Source organism: Mycobacterium sp. ENV421 (assembly GCF_002887815.1).
GTDB lineage: Bacteria > Actinomycetota > Actinomycetes > Mycobacteriales > Mycobacteriaceae > Mycobacterium.
The window spans coordinates 124,175-146,134 of record NZ_PDHO01000014.1 but is presented as its reverse complement, the minus strand read 5'-3'; the positions used below and the strand labels follow the sequence as shown (position 1 = coordinate 146,134).

Sequence of the window (21,960 nt, the reverse complement as noted above, 5' to 3'; positions counted from 1 at the left end):
CACTTTCCTCATTCCGACACCCCACGACCAACCAATTTATCGGTGGATCGAGGCTTAGAGGGCGAAGGCCTGCGGTGGCCCGGCCAGCGTGGCCTTGGCTTGAAGTCCGATCGCGTCGGCGATCTCTATATCGCCGGCCTCCAACCCGTCGAGGGCCAATTCGACGAGTGTGGCCGGTTCGGTGACCGCCCCTTCGGGGAACTCGATCCCGGCGCTGCCGGCGAAGTCAAACAGTGTTTCGGTACCGATGAGCCCGGGCATGAGGCCGACGACTTGCGTTCCCTGCCCCGCTAATTCGACGCGCACGCCGTTGGTGAGCCCCCACTCGGCCGACTTGGCCGCAGCGTACGCGGTGTTGCCGGCCACGGTGAGCCACGCGGCCGCCGACAGCACGTTCACGATAGCCCCTCCGCCGTTGCGCGCGAGAACCGGTGCGAACGCCCGGATGACGTTCAACGTGCCGAAATAGTTGGACTCCATCACCCGCCGGACGTCCGACAGGTCGCCCGTCACCAGGCTGCCACCCGCGGTGTCGGCGGCGTTGTTGATCAGGATATCGACGTCACTCGCGAGCTCGGCGGCGGCCTGCGCTGCCCTCTGGTCGGTGATATCCAGGCGCAGCACCTCGGCACCCGGGACATCGACGAGCTCGGGTCGCCGCGCGGTGGCGTAAACCTTGGCGCCACGGTCAAGGAGTTGGGTCGCGAAATGAACTCCGATACCGCGATTGGAGCCAGTGACCAATGCCGTAGCGCCTGCCAATTTCATCTGTCCTCCATGGCATTCCGGGATGTCGTAAAAGCTGACCGGTCGGTCATCTTGGCCTCGCCACTGTAAGCACAAGATGACCACGCGGTCAACTTGGTATCGTGCGGGCGTGACCGCACCCGCTCGCTCCCTGCGTGCCGACGCCGCGCGCAACCGCGAATCGCTACTGGCCGCCGCCGAGGAGGTGTTCGCCGAGCGTGGCGTGGAGGCCTCGGTCGCAGATATTGCCCGCCGCGCGGGGGTGGCCAAAGGCACGGTGTTTCGGCACTTCGCCTCCAAAGACGACTTGATCGCGTCCCTGGTGTGCGAGCACCTGGTCACCCTCACCGACGCTGCTCACCGGCTGTCGGATGCCGATGATCCCGGTGCGGCCCTGCTGGAATTCCTCACCATCGCCGCCGACCAGCGACGCCAACACGATCTGACGTATCTGCAGACCTACAGCGCGGGCGATGCCAGGGTGATAGCGATCCGCGACGCGGTCCACGCCGGCGTCGAAACGCTTGTCGCCAATGCCCGCGCGGCCGGCGCAATCCGCCCCGATGTCACCGGGACCGATGTCTTCCTGCTGATGTGTGCACCGGTGCACGTGATGGACGGGCTCTCCGATCCGCCACCCGACTTGTGGCGGCGCTACCTGGCGATCATCTTCGACGGGTTACGCCCTGAGGGCGCGACCGCATTACCGCTGCCTGCACCCGAATTATCCTGAGGCGAACCGACTTCAGCTACCTGACCGCCTGCCGGTACGCCGCGACCACCGGCTCCAACTCGTCCGGCGTCGCGCCGTGCATGATCACCGCGTCGGCGCCGTAGCCGAACTCCTTGCGGATGCGGTCCACACACTGTTCCGCCGAGCCGGTGGCCGACGGCTCCAGCCACTCATCGGGAATCAGCGTCGCGATGTGCTCGATCTGCTCGGCTGTCGCCTTGTGGTCGATCCCGCCGCCCACCGACTGCACCACCGAGTCCGCGCGGAAGCGTTCCAGCACAGCGGGATCCCAGTTGTTCGTGGTGACCATCAGGTCGCCGTAGCCCTGCAGGTAGGTGGCCAGCCGCGCGACGGTCTTCTTGAGCCGTAACTCCTCGGGCAGGTGATCGCCCACGGTGGCGAAGCACGACCACACCCGCACGCTGGCCGGATCACGACCGGCCTGCTCGGCGGCGTCCTTGACGGTCTTGACGCAGCGCGTCAACGTCTCCGGAGTGAAGTAGGTGTGCAGGATGACGTCATCGAACTCCCGACCGCCGAGCTTCAGCGTCTCCGGGCCGAACGCCACCAGAGCCAGCCGGATGTCCTCGTTGAAGTCCGGATCCAAGAAGAGAACAGGGTATTTCCCCAACGGACCGTCGTGGTTGAAGATCAGCTCGCCGTGCCACAGCCGGCGCATCACCTGGGCGAAGTCTTCCATCTGCGCGGTGGTCACCGGAGGAATGCCGAACGCCCCGTAGAGCGCCGCTATGCCGCGGCCGATCCCGAGCGTGAAGCGCCCACCCGAGAGCCGGTGCATGGTGGTCGCCCATGATCCGGTGATCAGCGGGTGACGGGTGTTGTGATTGGTTGCCGCCGTGGCGATCTGCATCCGGCTGGTCACCGCGCACGCCGCGCCCACCAGCGAAGAGGCCTCCTTGACATTCCAGCGCTCGGAGATGAAGCCGGTGCCGAAGCCCAACTCCTCGCCGCGGCGGGCTTCGTCCATCAGCGTGGCCGGACCCTCGCCGCCGGCACCCGCCAGCAGGTAGTAACCGAGCTCGTCGAGCACACGTCCAGAAGTCATGCCCAAACTCCTTGTTTGTAGCCGCAATTCCACACTTCGGTGATCCGGCCGTCGACGACGCGGAAGATCTCCATACTGCCCACGTCGACCCGCCCACCGTCCTTGAGCGTCATCGGCGATTGGTACACGATCGCGACGTGCTCGCCGTCGTCGCCGGCCACCACCAGGTTCAGGTCGAAGCGGATCTCGTCGAACATCTCCAAGTGGTCGACGACCCGCTGGACCGCCTCGGCGTGGGTGAGCACGACAGCCTCGCCGACCTCGTGTCGAATCACGCTGTCGCCCAGCAGTTCCTCAGCGAGTGCGACATCCCGGTCGTTCCAGACCACCAGGTTGTACAGCTCGACGACCTCGCGCGCGCTGCGGCTCATCCGAACACCTCCAGCGCATCGATGTCGGCGATCGTCGCCACCGCCCGATCGGTCAGGGTCAGGCAGAGCTCGCGCGAGCGCTGCGGCAACGCATCCCAGCCGAGCAACGTGATGACGGGCAGCACGATCAGGAATCCCGTCGCCAATCGGTAGTGGCGCCACGCCTCGTCGAACGAGTAGCCGATGTCGCCCAGATCCCGAAGGTATTCGCGCACCAGTATCTCGTCCCGGCCGCGCCGTTTCTCGCTGGGCAATCCCTGGCTGACCAGGTAGGCGATGTCGGCCGCACCCGCACCGACACAGGCGAACTGAAAGTCCACCACCTTCATCTCCTCGCCCGAGAAGAACATGTTGTCGGCGCGGATGTCGCCGTGCAGCAGCATCGACCGCTCGGTCAAGCCGTCGAGCGCCGTCGCGGCGTGCTCGGTGAACCGCTCTGCGAAACGGGCGACCGACTCCGGCACCGGTGCCGCCGAGTGCGTTCGGTAGATCTCCCAGCCGGGACCGAAGGCAGGCACCAGTAGATCGCGGACGGCGGGCATGTCGAAACGTGGAAATACCTGCAGTGCAGCAGTATTGGACGGCTCGACCGACCATGCGTGCAATCCGGCCAACTGCTGGATGCACAGCCTCGCCTGTTCGATCGACAATCCCGCAAGGTGGTCGGCGTTCTCCCACTCCAACAGGTCTTCCATCACCAGGACGAAATCGGCGGAGTCGTCGGCCATCCGCGCCGCGTAAACGTGCGGGGTGCCCAGCGGAGCGCGACCCGCGATATCGCGATAGAAGGCCAGTTCGCGCCGGTACCCGCCGAGCAGCTCCATCGCGCCGCGAGCCTCCGACTGCGCCGCCAGCTTGGCGATGACCGTTCGGGGAACGCCCTCACCGGTGAGGTGCAGGCGATACAGCAGCGACGAGAATCCGCTGTCCTGGGCGATCTGTTCGGCGACGACGTCGGTCACGGTCGTGTGCAATGCCTCGGTGAGCCACGCCGGGTCGACGGCGTCGATGCCTGACGGCACCTGTGCCGTCGCTGAAGTCACCCTCGCAAGATAGTTGCGAGGTGTTTAATATGCAAGGGTGCCTTCCCCCGCACGTGGTTTGACGCAGCCCGAACGAGTCGAGACGTCCCGGCGCCGCCTGATGGAGGCCGCTGCCGAGCTGATCGTCGAGAAAGGCTGGGAGGCAACCACTGCCGCCGACATCGGCCGCCGCGCCGGATACAGCCGCACGATGGTGCACGCCCGCTTCGGCGGCAAGGAGGCGATCCTGGAGGACTTCCTGCAGGAGTACGTGAGCCGGCTCAACCCGGACCTTGTGCCGTACCCGACCGGAATGGACCAGGTGCTTGCGCACATCGACCGGATCCGCGACCTGTACGCCGTTGATCGGGACGTGTTGCGCGCGATGTTCGTGTCCACCTTCGAGGCGATGAAGACCACCTCACCACTTCGCGATCGCGTCCAGGTCCAGCTGACCGGGGGTGTCGCGAACGTGGCCGACGGACTGCGGAAAGGACAGCGGGACAACTCAGTTCGTCCTGACATTGATCTGGACCGGGCGGTCAGCGATATCACCGCCGCGTTCTTCGGCCTCGCCTTTCAGTGGGTCGCGCTGCCGTCCGGGTTCGACCTGGATGCCGAACTGGCGCACGCACGCGACCGGATCGTCCGAGACTACGGCGCCTGAGTCAGCGCGCGCAGGAACTGCTCGGTCTGCGCCTGGACGGCACCCGAGAACAGATGTCCGACATGTCCGCCGTCATGCCAGTACAACTGCCCGCCCCAACGTTCGTGCAACGCCAGCGCGGACTGCCGGTAGGCCATCTGGTCGTGCCACGCCCCGACGATCAATCGCCGGTCCGGGGACGGTAACGGGTCGAGCGCGAGCGGATCGATCACCGAGGTGAGGTCCGACACGATGTCGGATGTCATTGCGGCCCCGACGCTATCGGCTGCCGACCCCCACCGGTGCAGGTGCCGGGCGATCATCCCGTTCAGCCCGAGGATCGGCGTGTAGAGCGCGACGGCGCGGACGCGGTCGTCCAGCCCCGCGACCAGGGCTGCGACCGCGCTACCCAGCGACAACCCGGAGACGGCGATCGTGGTCGCGTCAGGCTCGATCCAGTCGATCACCGCGCGCACCTCCGAGACCGCCCGGACCATTCCCGCGACGTTCGCGACCGGGTCTGTGCCGGGATACGCCGGCCAGCGGTCGCGCCGCGGCCCATGTCCGGGCTGAACGGGTAACGCGACATTGAAGCCCAACTCCCGGTGGATGCGCCCGACCCTGGCGACCAGGATGTCGGACATGCCGCCCTGGCCCGCACCGTGTACCCACACCAGCCAGGGCCGCGGTCCGTCGTCGTGGCGGAACAGCACGACCTCGGCGCAGGCCGGACCGTCGTGCCCTTCGGCCGCCAGCGCAGAGACCAGTTGCGGGTCGTGGTCATAGCTCATTCGCTCATAGGACAGCACTCCGGCGCTGACCCGCCGAATACTGTTGACCTTCAACGGCTCCGGCGCATTATGCACTCCGGTAACCCCGAGGGCGACCAAGTCGGCCGCCACCCCGGCATAGTCTTCGACCGGACGGTCCAGCCGGGGCGGTGACGACATCAGGGTCATCCCGGTGACCACCAGCTCATCAAGGGCGACCTCGGCGACCTGCCGTACACCGCGCCCGGTCAGCGGGCTCCAGTCCTTCGAGCGGTGCAAGGCAACCAGCGACCGGGGTAGCACGCCGCCCAGCTGGGTCGCCAGTCGGTGTGCGGTGCTCAGCCCCATCCCGCTCACGCCAGCAGGAAGCCGGCGTAACCCGCGCCGGCGATCTCGTCGCAGCGGCGCCGGTACTCCGGAATGCCTGCCGTGTAGCCCATGTACATCCGTTTCTTACCGGGAACGTTGGCGCCGTTGTACCACGAATCGCAGCTCGGGTGGACCAGAACCGTCGCCGCCACAAGGGATGTGGTGTGCTCGATCCACTCGTGCTGCGCCTCCGGCGTCGCCTCGATGGAGCGGTGACCGTTGGCCCTCAAGTAGGCGATGCAGTCACCGATCCATTCGACGTGCTGTTCGAGCGCGGTGACGAAGTTCGTCGCCGCCGCCGGGCTGCCCGGTCCCTGAACGGTGAACAGGTTGGGGAACCCGGCGACCGCCAGCCCGAGGTAGGACACCGGACCATGCTCGGCCCAGACGTCCCGCAACAGCACACCGTCCCGGCCGCGAACGTCGATGCGGGTGAGTGCACCTGTCATCGCGTCGAATCCGGTGGCATAGATGATCACGTCGAGGTCATAGTGCCCGGCCGCGGTGTCGATACCGCCCGGGGTGATGGTGCGGATCGGATGCTTGCGCAGGTCCACCAACGTCACGTTGTCGCGGTTGTAGGTCTGGTAGTACCCCTGATCGATGATCGGCCGTTTGCAGCCGAACGGGTGACTCGGGACCAGCGCCGCGGCGGTGTCGGGATCGTGGACGATCCGGGCGATCGCCTCGCCGTACAGCGCGGTGGCCATCCGGTTGGCCTCGATATCGAAGAAAATGTCACCCCAGTTGAGCGCCCCCATCACGCCGCGCTCGTCGACGGCACGCACCTGCTCGTCGCGGGTGGCCGACTTGATGGGCGGGCTGACGAGCATGTCGATCAGCACCGAGAACGCCGAGAGTCGTGCCGCACCGACCGGATGGTGGCGCTGCGCCTGCCGGATCTCGCCGTAGTTCGCCTTCATCTCGTCGAGTTCACCGGCCTCGAACCGCCGCACCTCCCACGGCAGCGTGAATGCCGGCGATCGCTGAAACACGCAGAGCTGCTGGACCTCCCGCGCGATCACCGGGATCATCTGCACGGCGGTCGAACCCGTTCCGATGACGCCGACCCGCTTACCGGACAGGTCGAAGCCGCCCGCCGGCCACCTGCTGGTGAACAGCGAGTCCCCCGCGAAGGTGCCCATGCCGGGGATGTCGGGCTCCAGCGGGACCGACAGGATGCCGGATGCTGCGACGACGAAGGGGGCCACGAACGTCTCGCCGTCGGCGGCGTGCAGCGTCCACCTCGCACTGTCGTCGTCGAACGTCATCGCGGTCACGTCGGTGCCGAGCCGGATGTCGCGGCGCAGGTCAAGGCGGTCGGCGACGAAGTTGAGGTAGGCCTCGATCTCCGGTTGGGCCGGCATGGTCTCGGTCCACACCCACTCCTGCTGGATCTCCTCGGAGAAGCTGTAGGAGTACTCGATACTCTCGATGTCGCAGCGTGCACCCGGGTAGCGATTGAACAGCCAAGTGCCGCCGATCTTTTCGGCTCTCTCCAGTACCTGTGCCCGGACCCCGAGCTGTCGCAACCGGTGCAGCATGTAGAGACCGGAGAACCCGGCTCCGATCACGAGCACATCTGCACTATCCATTATTTGACCCTTCGCCAACCGCACAGCGGATGCTACTGTAATGATTACAGTATTGGAACCGGCCTGATCGCGGTTCCCCGAAACCCTCAGGTGGGCGATGCGGTACACCCTGGAGTATCCGAGCGAGCTACCCACCGCGCCCGCGGATTTCCTCTCCCCCGACGTGATCCGAGACGTCGTGTCGAGAGCCGAAGCGGCAGGCTTCTCCGCGGTTGCGCTCTCCGAACATCCGGCACCATCGCTGAAATGGCGCCGCAACGGCGGGCACAACACCTTGGACCCCGTCGCGGCGCTGAGCTTCATGGCCGGGGTGACCAGCCGGATCCGACTGATGACCAACCTGTTCGTGCTGCCCTTTCGCAACCCGTATCTGTCCGCCAAGGCGCTCGGCAGCCTGGATATCTTGTCCGGCGGCCGGCTGATCGCCGGAGTGGGCGCGGGGTACCTGCGCTCGGAGTTCGCCGCGCTCGGTGTCGAGGTCGACGACCGGGCCGGACTGCTCGACGAAGCACTCGCCGCACTGCGGTCCATCTGGACCGACCCCGAAACACCGGTCAGTGGGCGGGGATTCACGGCAACCGGTCCGATGTGGCTGCAGCCACCGGTGCAGCGCCCGCATCCACCGATCTGGATCGGCGGAAACACCGCAGCCGCCGTGCGCCGTGTCGTCGAATACGGCAGCGGCTGGATGCCGCTCATCGTGCCCGCGGGCATGGCGTCGGCGATCGGCACGGCCGCGCTGGAGGACGCCGCGGCGTTCGGCGCCCGACTCGGCCGGCTGCGTCAAGCCTTGGCCGACGCCGGTCGGGATCCGGAGGAGCTCGATGTGCAAGTCATCTGCCCCTGGATCGACCTGGACGACAACTCCTCGCGGCGCCAAGCGGAGGACACGCTGAGTGAACTCGCCGGCCACGGCGCGAACTGGGCAGTCGCTCGCGTCGACGCTCCCACCCCGGCGGCTGCGCTCGACTACATCGACGCGTTCGGCGAGGTGGTCATTGCAGGCGACGTGATCAGTACACCGGTTCGAGGAGGTGCCGCGTGAAGGTGCCATTCACTTGGAAAGTCACCGGCTGGTTCATGATCGGCTGGTCGGCGCAGTACGCCGTCGGTGACGTCCGACCGCTGCGGTACTTCGGCGAGGACCTGGTCATCTATCGCGACTCCGCCGGCGAACTGCACGTGCTCGAAGGTCACTGCAAGCACCTCGGCGCGCACATCGGGCATGGCGGTACCGTCGTCGGCGACTGCGTCGAGTGCCCGTTCCACGGCTGGCGCTGGGGGCCCGACGGCGCCAACACCTACATCCCCTATCAGCCGGACCGACCCAACAGGGGGCTGCGCCTACGGACCTACCCCGTCGAGGAGCAACACGGCTGCATCTTTTTGTGGCACCACCCGGGCGGTGAGCCACCCCGGTGGGAGCTGCCCGATCTGTTCGCCAAGTTCCCGCAGTTCACCGCGGCCCCCGACGCCTACTACCGCCCGTACCCGGAGTTCTCCCGCTTCGCCGAGAACGAGCCGGTGCATCCCCAAATCGTTGCCGAAAACGGTCCGGACAGTTCGCATTTCCACTACGTCCACCACGCCACGGTCACTCCGGTCTGCCTGGAGTGGGAGGCGGTCGACGAAGAGTGGCGGTTCGTCACCGGCTGGCCCGATGCCCGCAGCGACGATCCGAACGCCATGGCCTTGCGTATTCACAGCCACTTCTCCGGGCTGGGTTTCGCCATCAGTGCCTTCGAGGGCTCGTCGAACCACCGGCTGATCTTCGCCTGCACGCCCGTCGACGACGAGGTGTCCAACATGTTCTATTCCATCTGGTGTCCGCGAAAAGACGGCGACGCCAGTGACATTCCGCCCGACGACGTCCGAGAACGGGTGGAGAAGCAGTACCTGGGCACGGTGTGGGACGACCTCGAGATCTGGCGCTACCAAAAGTACGTCGAACACCCTGCCCTGGCGAAAGTCGACGCGAAACCCTATATGGCGATGCGTAAGTGGGCTCAGCAGTTCTACGACGTCTCGGCGGCACCGGTATGAAGGCGGAGCTCGTCGACCCGGGCCACACCGTCATCGTCACCCAGGAGTTGCAGGGAGCCGTCGTCGGACCCGATGCCGGACTGGCAGCATTGGCCCGCGAAGCGGAACGCGAGGCGCTACCCAACATCGCGCGCCTGTTGCCCGCGGCACGGACGGCCGGGGCGACGGTGGTGCACTGCCTGGTACAGCGTCGGCCCGATGGACTCGGCTCCAATCACAATGCCAAGCTGTTCGCGATCGGCGCCGGCGGGGTGGACATCGCGCCGGGCAGCCCCGGTGCCACGCTGTTGCCGCAATTCGGCCCGGAGTCAACCGATCTCGTCCTGAGTCGATGGCATGGCCTGGGCCCGATGGGCGGGACCGATCTCGACGCGATCCTGCGCAACCTCGGTGCGACCACCGTCGTCGCCGTCGGGGTGTCACTGAACGTGGCGATCCCCAATCTGGTGATGGACGCCGTCAACGCCGGCTACCGCGTTGTGCTGCCGCGCGATGCGGTCGCCGGGGTACCCGCCGAGTACGGCACCGCCATCATCGACAACACCCTGGCCTTGCTGGCGACCATCACCACCACCGACCAACTGATCGCGGCCTGGGAGGCGTAGTGAACACCGACACCGCCGTGCCGCAGCTGCCGACAGATTATCTGCGCGACCCGTATCCGTTCTTCGCCGAGATGCGCCGCGGGCCGGGGATCTTCCGCGGCACGGTGATGGACTACTCGAAGACTCCGGAGTCGCTGCGTCCCAGGCGAGAGTATGCCGCGGTGTCCTTCGACGCGGTGAACACCGTGCTGCGCGATGGGCGGGTGTTCAACTCCTCCATCTACGACTCCACCATCGGACTGTTCATCGGGCCGTCGTTGCTGGCGATGGAAGGCAGGGCCCACTGGGATCACCGCAATCTGGTGTCCGCGGCATTCAAGTCGAAGTCGTTGGCGCGCTGGGAGCCTGAGGTGGTCCGCCCCATCGTCAACGGCTTGATCGATGAGTTCATCCGCGACGGGCACACCGACCTGGTGCGGGCATTCACCTTCGAATTCCCCACCCGCGTCATCACCCGGCTGCTGGGTCTGCCCGAAGAAGACCTGCCCACCTTCGGGCGCCGCGCCGTCCAGCTGATCAGCTATGCAGTCGACTACCGGAAAGCATTCGAGGCGTCGGCGGCGCTCAAGGACTACTTCCTCGAGCAGATCGACAAGCGGCGGTCCAAGCCGACGGACGACATCATCGGCGATCTGGTGAGTGCGGACATCGACGGGGAGAAGCTGACCGACGAGGCGATCTACTCGTTCCTGCGACTACTTCTCCCGGCCGGGCTGGAGACCACCTACCGGTCGTCGGGCAATCTGCTCTATCTGTTGCTCACCCATCCCGAGCAGTTCGCGGCGGTGCACGCCAACCGGGAGCTGCTGGCGCCGGCCATCGAAGAAGGTCTGCGTTACGAGACTCCACTGACCACCGTGCAGCGGTTCGCCACCGAGGACAGCGAGCTGGAAGGTGTTGCGATACCGGCCGGTTCGGTGATCGACGTGTGCATGGGCTCGGCCAACCGCGATGCGAACCGCTGGCCGGATCCGGAGGAATTCGACATCTTCCGCAGACACACCCCGCACATCACGTTCGCGGCGGGCGAGCACACCTGTATGGGTCTGCACCTGGCCCGGATGGAGACCCGCGTCGCGTTGGAGTCCTTGCTGGATCGGCTGGGCGACATCACGCTGATCACCGACGACGATCCGCACATCCACGGCCAGCCGTTCCGGTCGCCGACATCGTTGCCGGTGACCTTCACCGCGGTCCGCTAGCCCTTCCAAGGCTTGGTCTTGACGTATCCCCCTGCGTCGATCCGCAGCTGCGTTCCGGTGATGTAGCGAGCGTCGTCACTGGCCAGGAACACCACAGCCGCCGACACGTCGTGCGGCTCGATGTAGGGCACCGGCATCGCCTGCATGGCGGGGAACGACAGTTCGGCGTCGTCACGGGTCGGCGACGCCAGGTCTGGTCGGAACACCCGATACATGCCCTCGTTGTGCAACATGTCGGTGTTGACATTGGTCGGGTGCACAGCGTTGACCCGAATCATCCTCTTGGCCAACTGGACTGACAGATCGTTGACGTAATGGGCGACCATCTGTTTGGCCAGGCTGTAGGCCGACCCGCCCGGGCCCTGGTTGGTGGCGCTGCCCAGTTGCGCCGCCAGCGAGCCGGTCGCGATCACCGATGCGCCGTCGTTGAGGTGCGGCATGCTGGCCTGGATCACGTTGAACACCCCGACCAGGTCGGTGTCGATGGTGTCCGACCACGATTGCAGGGTCTGCCGCTTGCCCATCGGGCAGATACCGGCATTGGCGACGACGATGTCGAGGTGGCCCATCTCATCGACGGCGTCGGCGATCGTCTGCCACACCGCGCCGCGCTCTCGAACGTCGCAGATCGCGGAGAAGCACCGAGCGCCTTCCTTTTCCACCAACAACACAGTCTCGTCGAGGTCCTCGGGCCGCGACAGCGGATAGGTGTTGCCTTCGAGGTCGGAGCAGATGTCCAGCACGATGATGTCCGCGCCCTCGGCGGCCAAGGCGATCGCGTGTGACCGACCCTGTCCTCGCGCAGCCCCCGAGACGACGGCAACCTTGTTGTCCAACTTACCCATTGGGCGTCCTCCTATGACTGGCGTGGAGCGCGGAACGCAAGAGTCTTGGTTTCCAAGTACTGCTGGAATCCCTCGATGCCGCACTGGCGGCCGATGCCGCTGTTCTTGTAACCCCCGAACGGGGCGTCGGCACCGTAGAACATTCCGCCGTTGACACCGATCGAGCCGGTGCGGATCCGGCGCGCGACGGCGGAGCCCCGCTCCACCGACCCCGACAACACCGCGCCGGCCAACCCGTAGACGCTGTCGTTGGCGATGCGGATCGCCTCCTCGTCATCGCGGAACGGCAGCACCACCAGGACGGGCCCGAAGATCTCCTGCTGAGCGATCGCGGACCGGGGGTCGGCACCGATGATCACCGTGGGTGCGACGAAGTGCCCATCGACGAGGTGGTCCGGTAGATCGTCGACACCGCCTCCGCCGACGACGATTTCGGCGCCGTCGCGACGAGCCTGATCGCATGCGTCGAGCACCCGCTGCTTCTGCTTGGCGCTGACGAGAGGGCCGACGAACGTGCTGGGCAGCGCCGGGTCACCGACCGGCACCGCCTGAAAAGCCGCGGTGATCGCGGCGAGCGCCTCGGGGTAGAGCGATTCATGGATCACCAACCGCGTGGTGAGCGCGCAGGCCTGCCCGGCATGCACGCATACCCCGACCGCGCTGCCGATGATGTGCGCCGGGTTGGCGTCGTCGAGCACGATCAGCGCCGACTTGCCGCCCAGTTCCAGGAACGTGCGCTTCATGGTCTCGGCGCCGTCGCGCATCAACTGCTTGCCGACCGCGGTGGATCCGGTGAACGAGACCATGTCCACCCGAGGGTCGGCGGCCAGTAGCCAGGCAACCTCGTTGGACGGGGTGGGGACGACGTTCAGGACGCCGGGCGGAATGTCGGTGTGCTCGGCAACCAGCCGGCCGATGCGGGTGGCGTTCCACGGGGTGTTGGGATCGGGCTTGAGCACCACGGTGTTGCCGGTGGCCAGCGCGGGACCGAGCTTGTTGAGGATGACCTCGATCGGATAGTTGGACGGCGTGATGGCGGCGACGACGCCGACCGGTTCCTTGACGACGGTGCGCACGTTGCGCTCCCCGAACAGGCCGCCGCCGTCGAGGGTTCGCTCCCAGTCGAATTCGTCGATCAGCCGGGCCGGATACCGGAGCGAGTCGGTCAGCGGCCACTCCAGTTGAGCGTCGCCGGTCGACATCACCGGGCAGCCGACCTCCGCGACCAGCTCCTCGCGGAGGTCTTCCTTCTCGGACTCCAGCGCGGCCTGCAGTTGGGCCAGGCACCTCTTGCGTAGCGCTCGGTTGGTGGACCAGTCGGTGTCGTCGAATGCCCGCCTGGCCGCGGCAATAGCGCGGTCCATATCGGCGGGCCCGGCGGCGGCGGTCACCCCCAGTACCCGGCCGGTCGCCGGACTGATGTTGTCGAACTCGGCGCCGTCGGCGGCCGCAGCAAGTTGCCCGTCGATGAGCATCCGCGTTTCGGCCCGCTTCGCGGCCCGCAAGCCCAGCTCGACGCTCGTACCCTGCTGGCCCACCGACGCACCACCTTCTGTTCTCGGACGATCAACGGTAAAGGTTACAGTAATAAACTGCAGCAGTGTGGGGCCGATTCCTCGACCCCCAGCGTCCGGGTGTGAGAATGTGGTTACCACGGCCGGGCGAAAGGAAATTGATCTTGATCAAGGTGATGGACGGCATCCGGGTACTGGAGGTCGCGCAGTTCACGTTCGTTCCGGCGGCCGGCGCAATCCTGGCCGACTGGGGCGCCGACGTCATCAAGGTCGAACACCCGGTCCGCGGCGACACTCAGCGCGGCTTCATCAACATGGGCGGCTTTCAACTCGACCCGAACCGCCACCCGCTGATCGAGCATCCCAACCGCGGCAAGCGCAGCGTCGGCATCGACGTCTCCACACCCGACGGCCAGGAGGTGCTGTACGAGATCGCGAAGACGGCCGACGTCTTCTTGACCAACTACATGCCGCAGGCCCGCCAGAAGAACAAGTTCGACGTCGAGCACATCCGCGCGGTCAACCCGAACATCATCTACGCCCGCGGCAGCGCCTACGGCGACAAGGGACCCGAGCGCCTGGTCGGTGGCTTCGACGGGACCGCATTCTGGACCCGCAGTGGCGTCGGCCATGCGCTCACACCGGAGGAGCTCGGAGGCGCTCTGCCGCAGGGCATTCCGGCGTTCGGTGACTCGATCGGCGGGATGAACATCGCCGGCGGCATCTCGGCGGCGCTGTTCCACCGGGAGCGGACGGGCGAGGCGGTGGAGATCGATGTGTCGCTGCTGAGCACCGCGTGGTGGGCGGCCGGCGCCAGCGTCACCCAGGGCATGGAGACCGGGGAGACCATGCGGTCGCTGATGCCGGGCTCCACGACATCGGTCAACCCGTTCATGGCCAACTACCTGACCTCCGACGGCGGCACGATCAACCTGTGCATCGTCAGCCCGACCGGCTACATCCGCGACACCTGGGAACATCTCGGCCTGCCCGAACTCGCCGACGACCCCCGGTTCTCTGACGTGATGCCGCTGATCCAGAACGCCGAAGAGGGTGTCCGACTGATCACCGCGGCGATCGCCGCCAAGCCGTTCGAGTATTGGCGCCAGCACCTCAAGACAATGAAGGGCCAGTGGGCGCCGTTCCAGAGTCTGGTCGATCTGGCCACCGACGAGCAGGCCATCGCCAACGACATGATCGTCGAGGTGGAGGCCGCTGACGGCGGGGCACCGTTCAAGGTGGTGCGCGGCCCGGTCCAGTTCAATCACGAAGCACTGGAGACCACCCGCGCACCGCAGGCCAGCGAGCACACCGAGATCGTGCTGATGGAGATCGGCATCGACTGGGACCGCATCGAGGCGCTCAAGGAGTCCGGCGCGATCGCCTAGTCCGCCACGCGTTCCACGCGAACCGGGACACCGGTCAGCCAGGCCATCCCGGACAGCGACTCGACGTCCTCGGGCGCACTGGACGTCAACCGGTTGACGTTGGACCCGCCTGCGCGATTCGCCAGTTTCCACGTCCCGGTGCCGGTGTGCCCCCACCCGTGCGGCACGGCGATCACGCCGGGCATCAGGTCTTTGGTGGTCATCACCTCGACGGTGATCTCGCCGTATGGCGACGACACCCGCACCACATCCCCGTCGGCGATGCCCGATTCGGCTGCGTCGTCGACCCCGATGAGCGCCCGCTGCCCTCGCTCGCCCCGCATCAGCAGCGGCGAATTGTGCATCCACGAGTTCTCCGAACGCGGCTCGCGCATACCGATCATCCGCAGCGGATAGCCCTCGGGATGAGCGCTCCGCGAGAGCTTCTCGACTTCGGCGGCGATACCGGCGTGCTTCAGCCGGACCCGGCGGGACAAATAGGCCACCGAATTGCGCAGCGCACCGGTGCGGATATGCGGTGCCACCACCACGCCGTGCGGATGCTCCTCGGTCAAGCGGCGATGCGTCAGGCCGCCGCGGCGCAGTCCGAACCGGTCACCGCCCTGCGACATCCGGATCAGCGCGTCGATCATCATCCTCGGCTTCAGCGCGACCCCGAAGCGGCCCAACAGTTTTCGCACCGCACCCAAAGCGGCGAACGCACGCACGTCGCCCGCCATCCGGATCGTGAGGTCTTCGACGATGTCCCACTCCGATCGAGCCTCACCCGCCGGCGCGACGACGGCCTCGGTGGCCTGGCGGAACGGGGTGGCCTGGAAGGCCTGGAACGTGTATGGGAAATCGTCGCGTTCGTACATCGTGGTCACCGGCAGGATGTAGTCACACCTGCCGGTCGTCTCGGTGACGTAGAAGTCAAGGGCTACCGACAATTCCAGGGAGTCGAAGGCCGACTCGAGTTCGTCGCCGTTGGGCACCGACAGCACCGGGTTACCCGCCGAGACGAACATCGCCCTGATCTGCCGGTCGCCCGGCGTCATGATCTCCTTGGCCATCAGCGCCGCCGGTTCCATCGCGACGGCGATGGGGATCCCGCCGATCCGCGACCGGTTGCGATACGAGCGGCGCATCGCAAGACCCATCATCGTGGCCTGCCAGCGGCCGCCGACGGTCTCCATCGAGCTGAACACCGATCCGCCGGGCGCATCGAGGTTTCCCGCAACGAGATTCACCGCATCGATCAGGTAGGTGGTGAGTGTGCCGTACCGGCCGACGCACGTACCGAGCCTGCCGTAGACGGCCGCTCGCGGCTCGCGCACGAGATCCCGGGCGAGCGACCGGACACTGTCGGCATCGATGCCGGTGCTCGCCGCGGTGAACTCCGGAGTGAAGGGCGCGCACAGCGATTGCAGCCAGTCGAGGCCGTCGGCCTGTGCGTTCACCCGTGCGGTGTCGACGAGACGCTCGACGAACATCACCTGCAGCAGCGACATCAGCAGGAGGGAATCGGTGTCGGGCGCGATGGGAAGCCATTCGAACGCCGCCGCCGTCTCGGTGCGGCGCGGGTCGACGACGACGACACGCCCGCCCCGCTTGACGATGTCGTGCATGCGGTCCTTGATCCGCGGCGCGGTCAGGAAGCTGCCGTGGGACACAACGGGATTGGCGCCCATCATGACCAGCAGATCGGTTCGGGTCAGATCGGGGATCGGCACCGACGTCGGGGCCCCGTAGAGCATCTGGCTGGCGATCAGCCTGCTGTTGGTGTCCTGCGATGACGCCGTGAAGTAGTGCCCGCCGCGGCCGAGGCCTTTGATGAATCCCAGGGCCGCGAAGGTGTGCGCATAGCTGAACGCACCGGGGTTGCCCATGTACCAACCGACCGCCCCCGCGCCGCGGGCGTTCAGGATCTGAGTCAACCGGGCCGCGATATCGGAGAGCGCCTCGTCCCAGCTCACCGACTCGTAGCCGTCCGGGCCTTTGCGAAGCGGCGTGGTGACCCGGTCCGGATCGTTCTGCACCTCGGTGAAAGCGATGCCCTTCTGGCAAGCGAAACCGGCCGAGAGCGGGTGGTCCTTGTCCGGGCGCAGCGCCGTCAGCCTGCCGTCCTCGACGGTGGCCACCATGCCGCACAGCGGCTCGCAGATCCGGCAGAACGTGGTCTTGTGCTCGATCGTGGAAGCCACGTAGGACACGATACTGTAAGTGTTACAGTTCCTGCGCGTCTCCGCGGATCCCGAGAGGAAGACCATCGATGAACGATGTCGCCATCATCGGCGTCGGCCTGCACCCCTTCGGCCGGTTCGAGGGAAAATCCGCGATGGCGATGGGCGTCGACGCGATCTTCGCCGCCGTCGCCGACGCCGGCATCGAATGGAAGGACGTCCAGTTCGCCACCGGCGGCAGCTGGACGGTGGCCAACCCCGATGCGATCGTCGGTATGGTCGGGCTGACCGGGATCCCGTTCACCAACGTCTTCAACGCCTGCGCGACGGCGGCCAGCGCCGCCAAGGCGTGCGCCGACGGGATCCGGCTGGGCGACTACGACATCGGCATCGCGATCGGACTGGACAAGCACCCGCGCGGCGCCTTCACCGAGGACCCGGCCCTGGTCGGGATGCCGCGCTGGTACGCCGAGAACGGCCAGTACCTCACCACGCAGTTCTTCGGCATGAAAGCCAACCGCTACCTGCACGACCACGGCATCTCGGAGGAGACGCTGGCGCGGGTGGCCAACAAGAACTTCCGCAATGGTGTGCTGAACCCGAATGCATTCCGCCGCAAGGAGATCTCGATCGAGGAGATCATGGCCTCGCCGGTGTTGAACTACCCGCTGCGGCAGTACATGTTCTGCGCACCCGACGAAGGCGCCGCCGCGGTCGTCATGTGCCGCGCCGACATCGCGCACCGCTACACGTCCACACCGGTGTACCTCAAAGCTGTCGAAGTCCGCACCCGCCGCTACGGCGCCTACGAGGTCAACACCACGTTCGGCCCCGTCGACGAGGACGTGGCACCGACTGTGCACGCGGCCCGCGCCGCGTTCGAAAAAGCTGGTGTATCACCGCAAGACGTCGACGTGATCCAACTGCAGGACACCGACGCCGGCGCGGAGATCATCCACATGGCGGAGTGCGGGTTCTGCCCGGACGGCGACCAGGAGCGGCTGCTGGCCGACGGCGAGACCGAGATCGGCGGCTCCATGCCGATCAACACCGACGGCGGGCTGATCGCCAACGGCGAGCCGATCGGCGCGTCCGGACTGCGACAGATTCACGAGATCGTGCGGCAGTTGCGCGGCGAGGCAGGCGACCGGCAGGTTCCCGGTCAGCCCAAGGTCGGTTTCACTCAGCTCTACGGCGCACCGGGTACCGCAGCAGCGACGATCCTGACGCGGTAGACCCATGGGCGTTCTCGACGGGGTGCGGGTGTTGGACTACGGCAGGTTCATTGCCGCGCCTTGGTGCAGTGCACTTCTCGCCGACATGGGCGCCGACGTCCTGCGCGTCGAGAAGCGGGAAGGCGGCGAGGACCGCTGGGTGCAGTCGGTCACCAGCGGCGGTGAAGGCGCGACCTTCCTGCAGTGCAACCGGAACAAGCGCTCACTGACCCTCGATTCGACGACCCCGGAGGGCGCCGACATCACCCGGCGGTTGGTGGCCCGCTCCGACATCGTGATCGCCAACATGCCGGCCGCCGGGATGCGGGCCAGCGGGCTGGACTACGAGTCGCTGCGCGCGGTCAAACCCGACATCATCCTGGCCAGCGCAACGGCCTACGGCGAAGGTGGCCCCTACAGCGACCGGATCGGATTCGACGGGGCCGGCCAGGTGATGTCCGGCGCCGTCTACCGCCAGGGCCTGCCGGAGCTGCCGATCCGCACGGTCGTCCCCCAGGCCGACTTCGGCACGGCACTCACCTTGACCATCGGTGTGATGATGGCCCTCTACCACCGCAGCCAGACCGGCGAGGGCCAGCATGTGGAGGGAGCTCTGCTGCCCACGGCGTTGATGCTGTCCAACGCCTTCCTCATCGAGCGCGAGCTGCTGGGCGTGGACAAGCCCCGCGCCGCCAACCGCGGCACCTCGGTCGCGCCGTGCGACCTGTACGAAGTCTCCGACGGTTGGGTCCTGCTGCAGATCGCCGGCCAGCCGATGTTCAAGCGGTGGTGCCGGCTGATCGGCCGAGAGGAGCTGTTCGACGATCCGCGATTCGCCGACGACGACGCACGCTGGCAGAACGGCGATGTCCTCAATGATCTGATGCAGCAGTGGTGTGCAGGCAAGACCAGGGCTGAGGTGCTCACCGCCCTGGAAGCGGCGAAACTACCCGCTGCACCGTTGAATTCGCCGCAGGAAGTTCTCGACGACCCCCACGTGGAGGCGATGGGATATCTCAAGCGGGTGCCGTTTCCCGGCGCATCGCGACCCGTGCCGCTTATCGAAACACCGTTCCGACTGTCGGCCACGCCCGGCTCCATCCGCCGGCGCGCACCGTTGCTCGGTGAACACACCGATGAGGTGTTGGCCGAAATCGGTTACGACACATCCACGATCGCAAGGCTGCGCCAGGACGGCATCATCTGATCAGGTGAGCACCCGCACCGGCACGTTGCTCCAGCCCGCCACGTTCTGCATGTTGACCCGCTTGCAGCCGTCGAAGTCCACCTCGAAGCGGGGCATGAAGTCGAGCATCTTGTCCAGCGCGATGGCGCTTTCCAGCCGGGCCAGGGCCGCACCGAGGCAGCTGTGAATTCCGTAGCCCAGCCCGAGATTCTGCGCTTGCGTCCGGTCCCGGTCGATATGGAATCGGTCCGGCTCGGTCCACGCCCGCGGGTCGCGGTTGGCTGATCCGCCGACCAGGAAGACCGGCTTGCCGGCCGGGATCGTCACGCCATGCACCGTGACCTCACGCAGCGAGCAGCGCACGTTGTACTGGGCCGGTGCTTCGAAGCGCAGCAGTTCTTCGACGGCCAGCGGGATCTTGCTCCGGTCACTCTGCAACAGCTCCCACTGGTCGGGGTTCTGCGCAAAGACCACTGCCGCGTTGCCGATGAGCTTGGTCACGGTCTCTGCGCCCGCACCACCCAACAGCGTTGCGAATTCGGTGATCTCGATATTGTCCAGCGGCTCCATCCGGCCGTCTTCTCGCTCGATCTCGGCACAGATCAGCTTGCTCAGTAGGTCGTCGCCGAGCTCCTCGCGCCGCTTCTTGATCAGCCGGAAGTAGTAGATCGCCATGTCCACGGCAGCCTTCTGGCCGGCCTCGGTCATTTCGACATCGCCGCTCTCGCGGTGCAGCAGTTCGTCGATCCAGAGCCGGATCTGCTGGCGGTCCTCAGCGGGCACACCCTGCATGGTGGTCATGACCTCGACCGGGAACAACGCCGAGAAGCCCTGGACGAAGTCGAATCCCGAAGGATCGACAGCCGACAGATGCTTGTCGACCAAATCGGTGATCAGGGCGCGCTGCGCTTCGATCGCCCGGGGGGTGAACACCTTGTTGAGCAGGCTGCGCATCCGCCGGTGGGCGGGCGGATCCATCGCGATGATCGACCCGTGCTTGGTCACCTCGCCCTTGCGGACCTGGCCGAGATCGACACCGTATGCCGACGAATAGGTTTCGTAGTCCTTGAATGCCGCGGCGACGTCGTCGTGGCGGGTCAGCGCGTAGAAGTCGTATTCCTGGCTGTAGTAGACCGGGGCATCGTCGCGCATCCGGCGATACGTCTCGTACGGGCTGACGAAGAAGTCTTCCGAGAACGGGTCGAAGACGACCGATGTCGTCGTCATCGTGGCGGCGAATAGTTGGGCTTGCCGAGCCCGAGCACGTGCTGCGCGATCATGTTGCGGAACACCTCGAGCGTGCCGCCGTAGATCCCGAACAACGGCGCGAACCGGAAGGCATATTCAGAAGCACCGTTGTCGGCCGCCCCATCGGTGTCCACCGGCAACACCGAGGCGGCACCGGCCAGATCCATCAGGTCCGGTGCGATGTCGCGCATCGTCTGGGCTTGCGCCACCCGCCCGAAAATGCTTGGCGTGGACAGGGATGCCTCCAGCCGCGCGGCGCTGCGGCCGAGCCGGTGGGCGACCGCGCCGTCGTCCACCATCCGTCGCCCGGCGGCGTCGACCTGCCCGGCCCGGGCGGCAACGGCATCGACGGCGGCGGCCATCACCCCGGCTTGATGAGCCATGATCGACACGTCGGAGAGTCCGTCTGCTTCCGTCGGCGCGGCCCCGTGTTCGGCGTCGAGCGGTCCGCGCAGTACCGTCCAGCCCCCGTTGGCTTCGCCGAGCAGATACTTCTCGTCGACACGGACGTCGGTGTAGTACACGATGTTCGTGCGGTCGCCGTCGACGGTTCGGATGCCCTGGATCTCGATGCCCGGGGTGTCCAGCGGCACCAGAAACATGCTCAGGCTCTTGTGTTTCGGCGCTGTCGGGTCGCTGTTGGTCAGCAGGAACACGTATTGGCAGTTGTGTGCGCCGGTGGTGAACATCTTCGAACCGTTGATCACCCACTGGTCGCCGTCCCGGACGGCGCGGGTCCTGCAGGTGGCCACGTCCGAACCACCCTCAGGTTCGGTGTAACCCAGACACATTCGTGCCGTGCCGTCGAAGACTCGCGGCAGCACGTCGTCAACCAGCTCCGGCTTGCCGAACGCGGCGACCGCCTTGGCCACCATCACGGTGGTCCCCCATGTCACCCACGGCACGTGCGCCCGGCGACGCTCGAGATCCCAGATACGGCGCTGAATGCGGGTGAAGCCGCCATCGTATCCCGTCCGGTATTCCTTTTCCAGGAAACCTCTGGCACCGAGGGCCAGGTGCACCCCCTCGTCGAAATTGTCCCCCGTCTGGCGGTCCCGCAGACGCACCTCGTCGGTCACCAAATCGGCCAGGAACGCCCGCAGCTCGCGCTGGAAGGCCACATCGTCGGCGGTCAGCTCGACTTCGGTGAAATCCATGGCAACTCCTGTATCGCTATCGGCGGTCGTCGTCACCGAGGCTGTAGTTACCGGACGGAAGTTCGAGTGGCGGTCGC

The 21,960-nt window shown here is 66.5% G+C and carries 20 protein-coding genes; 9 read left to right on the top strand and 11 right to left on the bottom strand.

Going from position 1 to position 21,960, the window contains the following annotated elements; genetic code table 11:
* Nucleotides 1–54: 54 nt before the first annotated feature.
* Entirely contained in the window at nucleotides 55–768 is a 714-nt protein-coding gene (locus CRM90_RS17935; protein WP_102808282.1) for an SDR family NAD(P)-dependent oxidoreductase, read from the bottom strand.
* 109 nt (nucleotides 769–877) lie between these two features.
* On the opposite strand from CRM90_RS17935, the gene CRM90_RS17930 reads away from it, so the two are divergent.
* The gene (locus CRM90_RS17930; RefSeq protein ID WP_102808281.1) at nucleotides 878–1,480 is read left to right on the top strand and encodes a TetR/AcrR family transcriptional regulator; all 603 of its coding nucleotides are present in this window, start codon (nucleotides 878–880) and stop codon (nucleotides 1,478–1,480) included.
* 16 nt (nucleotides 1,481–1,496) lie between these two features.
* Here the strand turns inward: CRM90_RS17930 and CRM90_RS17925 are convergent, their stop codons facing one another.
* From CRM90_RS17925 to CRM90_RS17915, 3 genes are read right to left on the bottom strand one after another with little or no spacing between them, the layout of a single operon-like run.
* A complete protein-coding gene (locus tag CRM90_RS17925) occupies nucleotides 1,497–2,546 on the bottom strand; it encodes a TIGR03857 family LLM class F420-dependent oxidoreductase (RefSeq protein WP_102808280.1) in 1,050 nt (349 codons plus the stop codon).
* Nucleotides 2,543–2,917: a nuclear transport factor 2 family protein gene (locus tag CRM90_RS17920; RefSeq protein ID WP_102808279.1), complete on the bottom strand. Its 375-nt coding sequence runs from the start codon at nucleotides 2,915–2,917 to the stop codon at nucleotides 2,543–2,545. The genes CRM90_RS17925 and CRM90_RS17920 overlap by 4 nt, the downstream gene beginning before the upstream one ends.
* On the bottom strand, nucleotides 2,914–3,960 hold the full coding sequence (locus CRM90_RS17915) for a phosphotransferase (protein ID WP_102808278.1): 1,047 nt from the start codon (nucleotides 3,958–3,960) through the stop codon (nucleotides 2,914–2,916). Before CRM90_RS17915 ends, CRM90_RS17920 begins: the two co-directional genes overlap by 4 nt.
* Before the next feature lie 37 nt (nucleotides 3,961–3,997).
* Between CRM90_RS17915 and CRM90_RS17910 the strand changes: the two genes are divergently transcribed.
* Nucleotides 3,998–4,606 (top strand): TetR/AcrR family transcriptional regulator, encoded by a 609-nt coding sequence (locus CRM90_RS17910; RefSeq protein WP_199189935.1) that lies wholly within the window; start codon nucleotides 3,998–4,000, stop codon nucleotides 4,604–4,606.
* On the opposite strand, the gene CRM90_RS17905 is transcribed toward CRM90_RS17910, so the two are convergent.
* Nucleotides 4,594–5,703 carry an alpha/beta hydrolase family protein gene (locus tag CRM90_RS17905; RefSeq protein WP_102808276.1) on the bottom strand — a complete coding sequence of 370 codons (1,110 nt, stop codon included), beginning with the start codon at nucleotides 5,701–5,703 and terminating at the stop codon, nucleotides 4,594–4,596. The two genes, CRM90_RS17910 and CRM90_RS17905, sit on opposite strands and share 13 nt — an antisense overlap.
* A 5-nt stretch (nucleotides 5,704–5,708) precedes the next feature.
* Complete coding sequence (locus CRM90_RS17900; RefSeq protein WP_102808275.1) at nucleotides 5,709–7,319, bottom strand: flavin-containing monooxygenase; 1,611 nt, start codon at nucleotides 7,317–7,319, stop codon at nucleotides 5,709–5,711.
* Nucleotides 7,320–7,416: 97 nt separating this feature from the next.
* On the opposite strand from CRM90_RS17900, the gene CRM90_RS17895 reads away from it, so the two are divergent.
* Genes CRM90_RS17895 through CRM90_RS17880 form a run of 4 tightly spaced genes read left to right on the top strand, consistent with a single transcriptional unit; the run spans nucleotide 7,417 to nucleotide 11,169 of the window.
* A complete protein-coding gene (locus tag CRM90_RS17895) occupies nucleotides 7,417–8,364 on the top strand; it encodes a TIGR03619 family F420-dependent LLM class oxidoreductase (RefSeq protein ID WP_102808274.1) in 948 nt (315 codons plus the stop codon).
* Nucleotides 8,361–9,362 carry an aromatic ring-hydroxylating oxygenase subunit alpha gene (locus CRM90_RS17890; RefSeq protein WP_102808273.1) on the top strand — a complete coding sequence of 334 codons (1,002 nt, stop codon included), beginning with the start codon at nucleotides 8,361–8,363 and terminating at the stop codon, nucleotides 9,360–9,362. The genes CRM90_RS17895 and CRM90_RS17890 overlap by 4 nt, the downstream gene beginning before the upstream one ends.
* Nucleotides 9,359–9,967: a cysteine hydrolase family protein gene (locus CRM90_RS17885; protein ID WP_102808272.1), complete on the top strand. Its 609-nt coding sequence runs from the start codon at nucleotides 9,359–9,361 to the stop codon at nucleotides 9,965–9,967. The genes CRM90_RS17890 and CRM90_RS17885 overlap by 4 nt, the downstream gene beginning before the upstream one ends.
* The gene (locus tag CRM90_RS17880; RefSeq protein WP_233209379.1) at nucleotides 9,967–11,169 is read left to right on the top strand and encodes a cytochrome P450; all 1,203 of its coding nucleotides are present in this window, start codon (nucleotides 9,967–9,969) and stop codon (nucleotides 11,167–11,169) included. Before CRM90_RS17885 ends, CRM90_RS17880 begins: the two co-directional genes overlap by 1 nt.
* On the opposite strand, the gene CRM90_RS17875 is transcribed toward CRM90_RS17880, so the two are convergent.
* On the bottom strand, nucleotides 11,166–12,014 hold the full coding sequence (locus CRM90_RS17875) for a mycofactocin-coupled SDR family oxidoreductase (protein WP_102808271.1): 849 nt from the start codon (nucleotides 12,012–12,014) through the stop codon (nucleotides 11,166–11,168). The two genes, CRM90_RS17880 and CRM90_RS17875, sit on opposite strands and share 4 nt — an antisense overlap.
* Before the next feature lie 11 nt (nucleotides 12,015–12,025).
* Nucleotides 12,026–13,489 carry an aldehyde dehydrogenase family protein gene (locus tag CRM90_RS17870; protein WP_102808302.1) on the bottom strand — a complete coding sequence of 488 codons (1,464 nt, stop codon included), beginning with the start codon at nucleotides 13,487–13,489 and terminating at the stop codon, nucleotides 12,026–12,028.
* Between the two features lie 215 nt (nucleotides 13,490–13,704).
* Here CRM90_RS17870 and CRM90_RS17865 point away from each other — a divergent pair, with 215 nt between their 5' ends.
* Nucleotides 13,705–14,916, top strand: coding sequence for a CaiB/BaiF CoA transferase family protein (locus tag CRM90_RS17865; RefSeq protein WP_102808301.1), 1,212 nt, complete (start codon nucleotides 13,705–13,707; stop codon nucleotides 14,914–14,916).
* On the opposite strand, the gene CRM90_RS17860 is transcribed toward CRM90_RS17865, so the two are convergent.
* Nucleotides 14,913–17,099: a molybdopterin-containing oxidoreductase family protein gene (locus tag CRM90_RS17860; RefSeq protein WP_102808300.1), complete on the bottom strand. Its 2,187-nt coding sequence runs from the start codon at nucleotides 17,097–17,099 to the stop codon at nucleotides 14,913–14,915. The two genes, CRM90_RS17865 and CRM90_RS17860, sit on opposite strands and share 4 nt — an antisense overlap.
* 68 nt (nucleotides 17,100–17,167) lie before the next feature.
* On the opposite strand from CRM90_RS17860, the gene CRM90_RS17855 reads away from it, so the two are divergent.
* Together CRM90_RS17855 and CRM90_RS17850 are read left to right on the top strand one after the other, a co-directional pair.
* A complete protein-coding gene (locus tag CRM90_RS17855; RefSeq protein WP_102808270.1) occupies nucleotides 17,168–18,313 on the top strand; it encodes a thiolase family protein in 1,146 nt (381 codons plus the stop codon).
* A 4-nt stretch (nucleotides 18,314–18,317) separates the two neighbouring features.
* Nucleotides 18,318–19,499 (top strand): CaiB/BaiF CoA transferase family protein, encoded by a 1,182-nt coding sequence (locus CRM90_RS17850; RefSeq protein WP_102808269.1) that lies wholly within the window; start codon nucleotides 18,318–18,320, stop codon nucleotides 19,497–19,499.
* Here CRM90_RS17850 and CRM90_RS17845 read toward each other — a convergent pair whose 3' ends face one another.
* Both CRM90_RS17845 and CRM90_RS17840 read right to left on the bottom strand, forming a co-directional pair.
* Nucleotides 19,500–20,705 (bottom strand): cytochrome P450, encoded by a 1,206-nt coding sequence (locus CRM90_RS17845; RefSeq protein ID WP_102808268.1) that lies wholly within the window; start codon nucleotides 20,703–20,705, stop codon nucleotides 19,500–19,502.
* Nucleotides 20,702–21,883 (bottom strand): acyl-CoA dehydrogenase family protein, encoded by a 1,182-nt coding sequence (locus tag CRM90_RS17840; protein ID WP_102808267.1) that lies wholly within the window; start codon nucleotides 21,881–21,883, stop codon nucleotides 20,702–20,704. The genes CRM90_RS17845 and CRM90_RS17840 overlap by 4 nt, the downstream gene beginning before the upstream one ends.
* Nucleotides 21,884–21,960 lie beyond the last annotated feature (77 nt).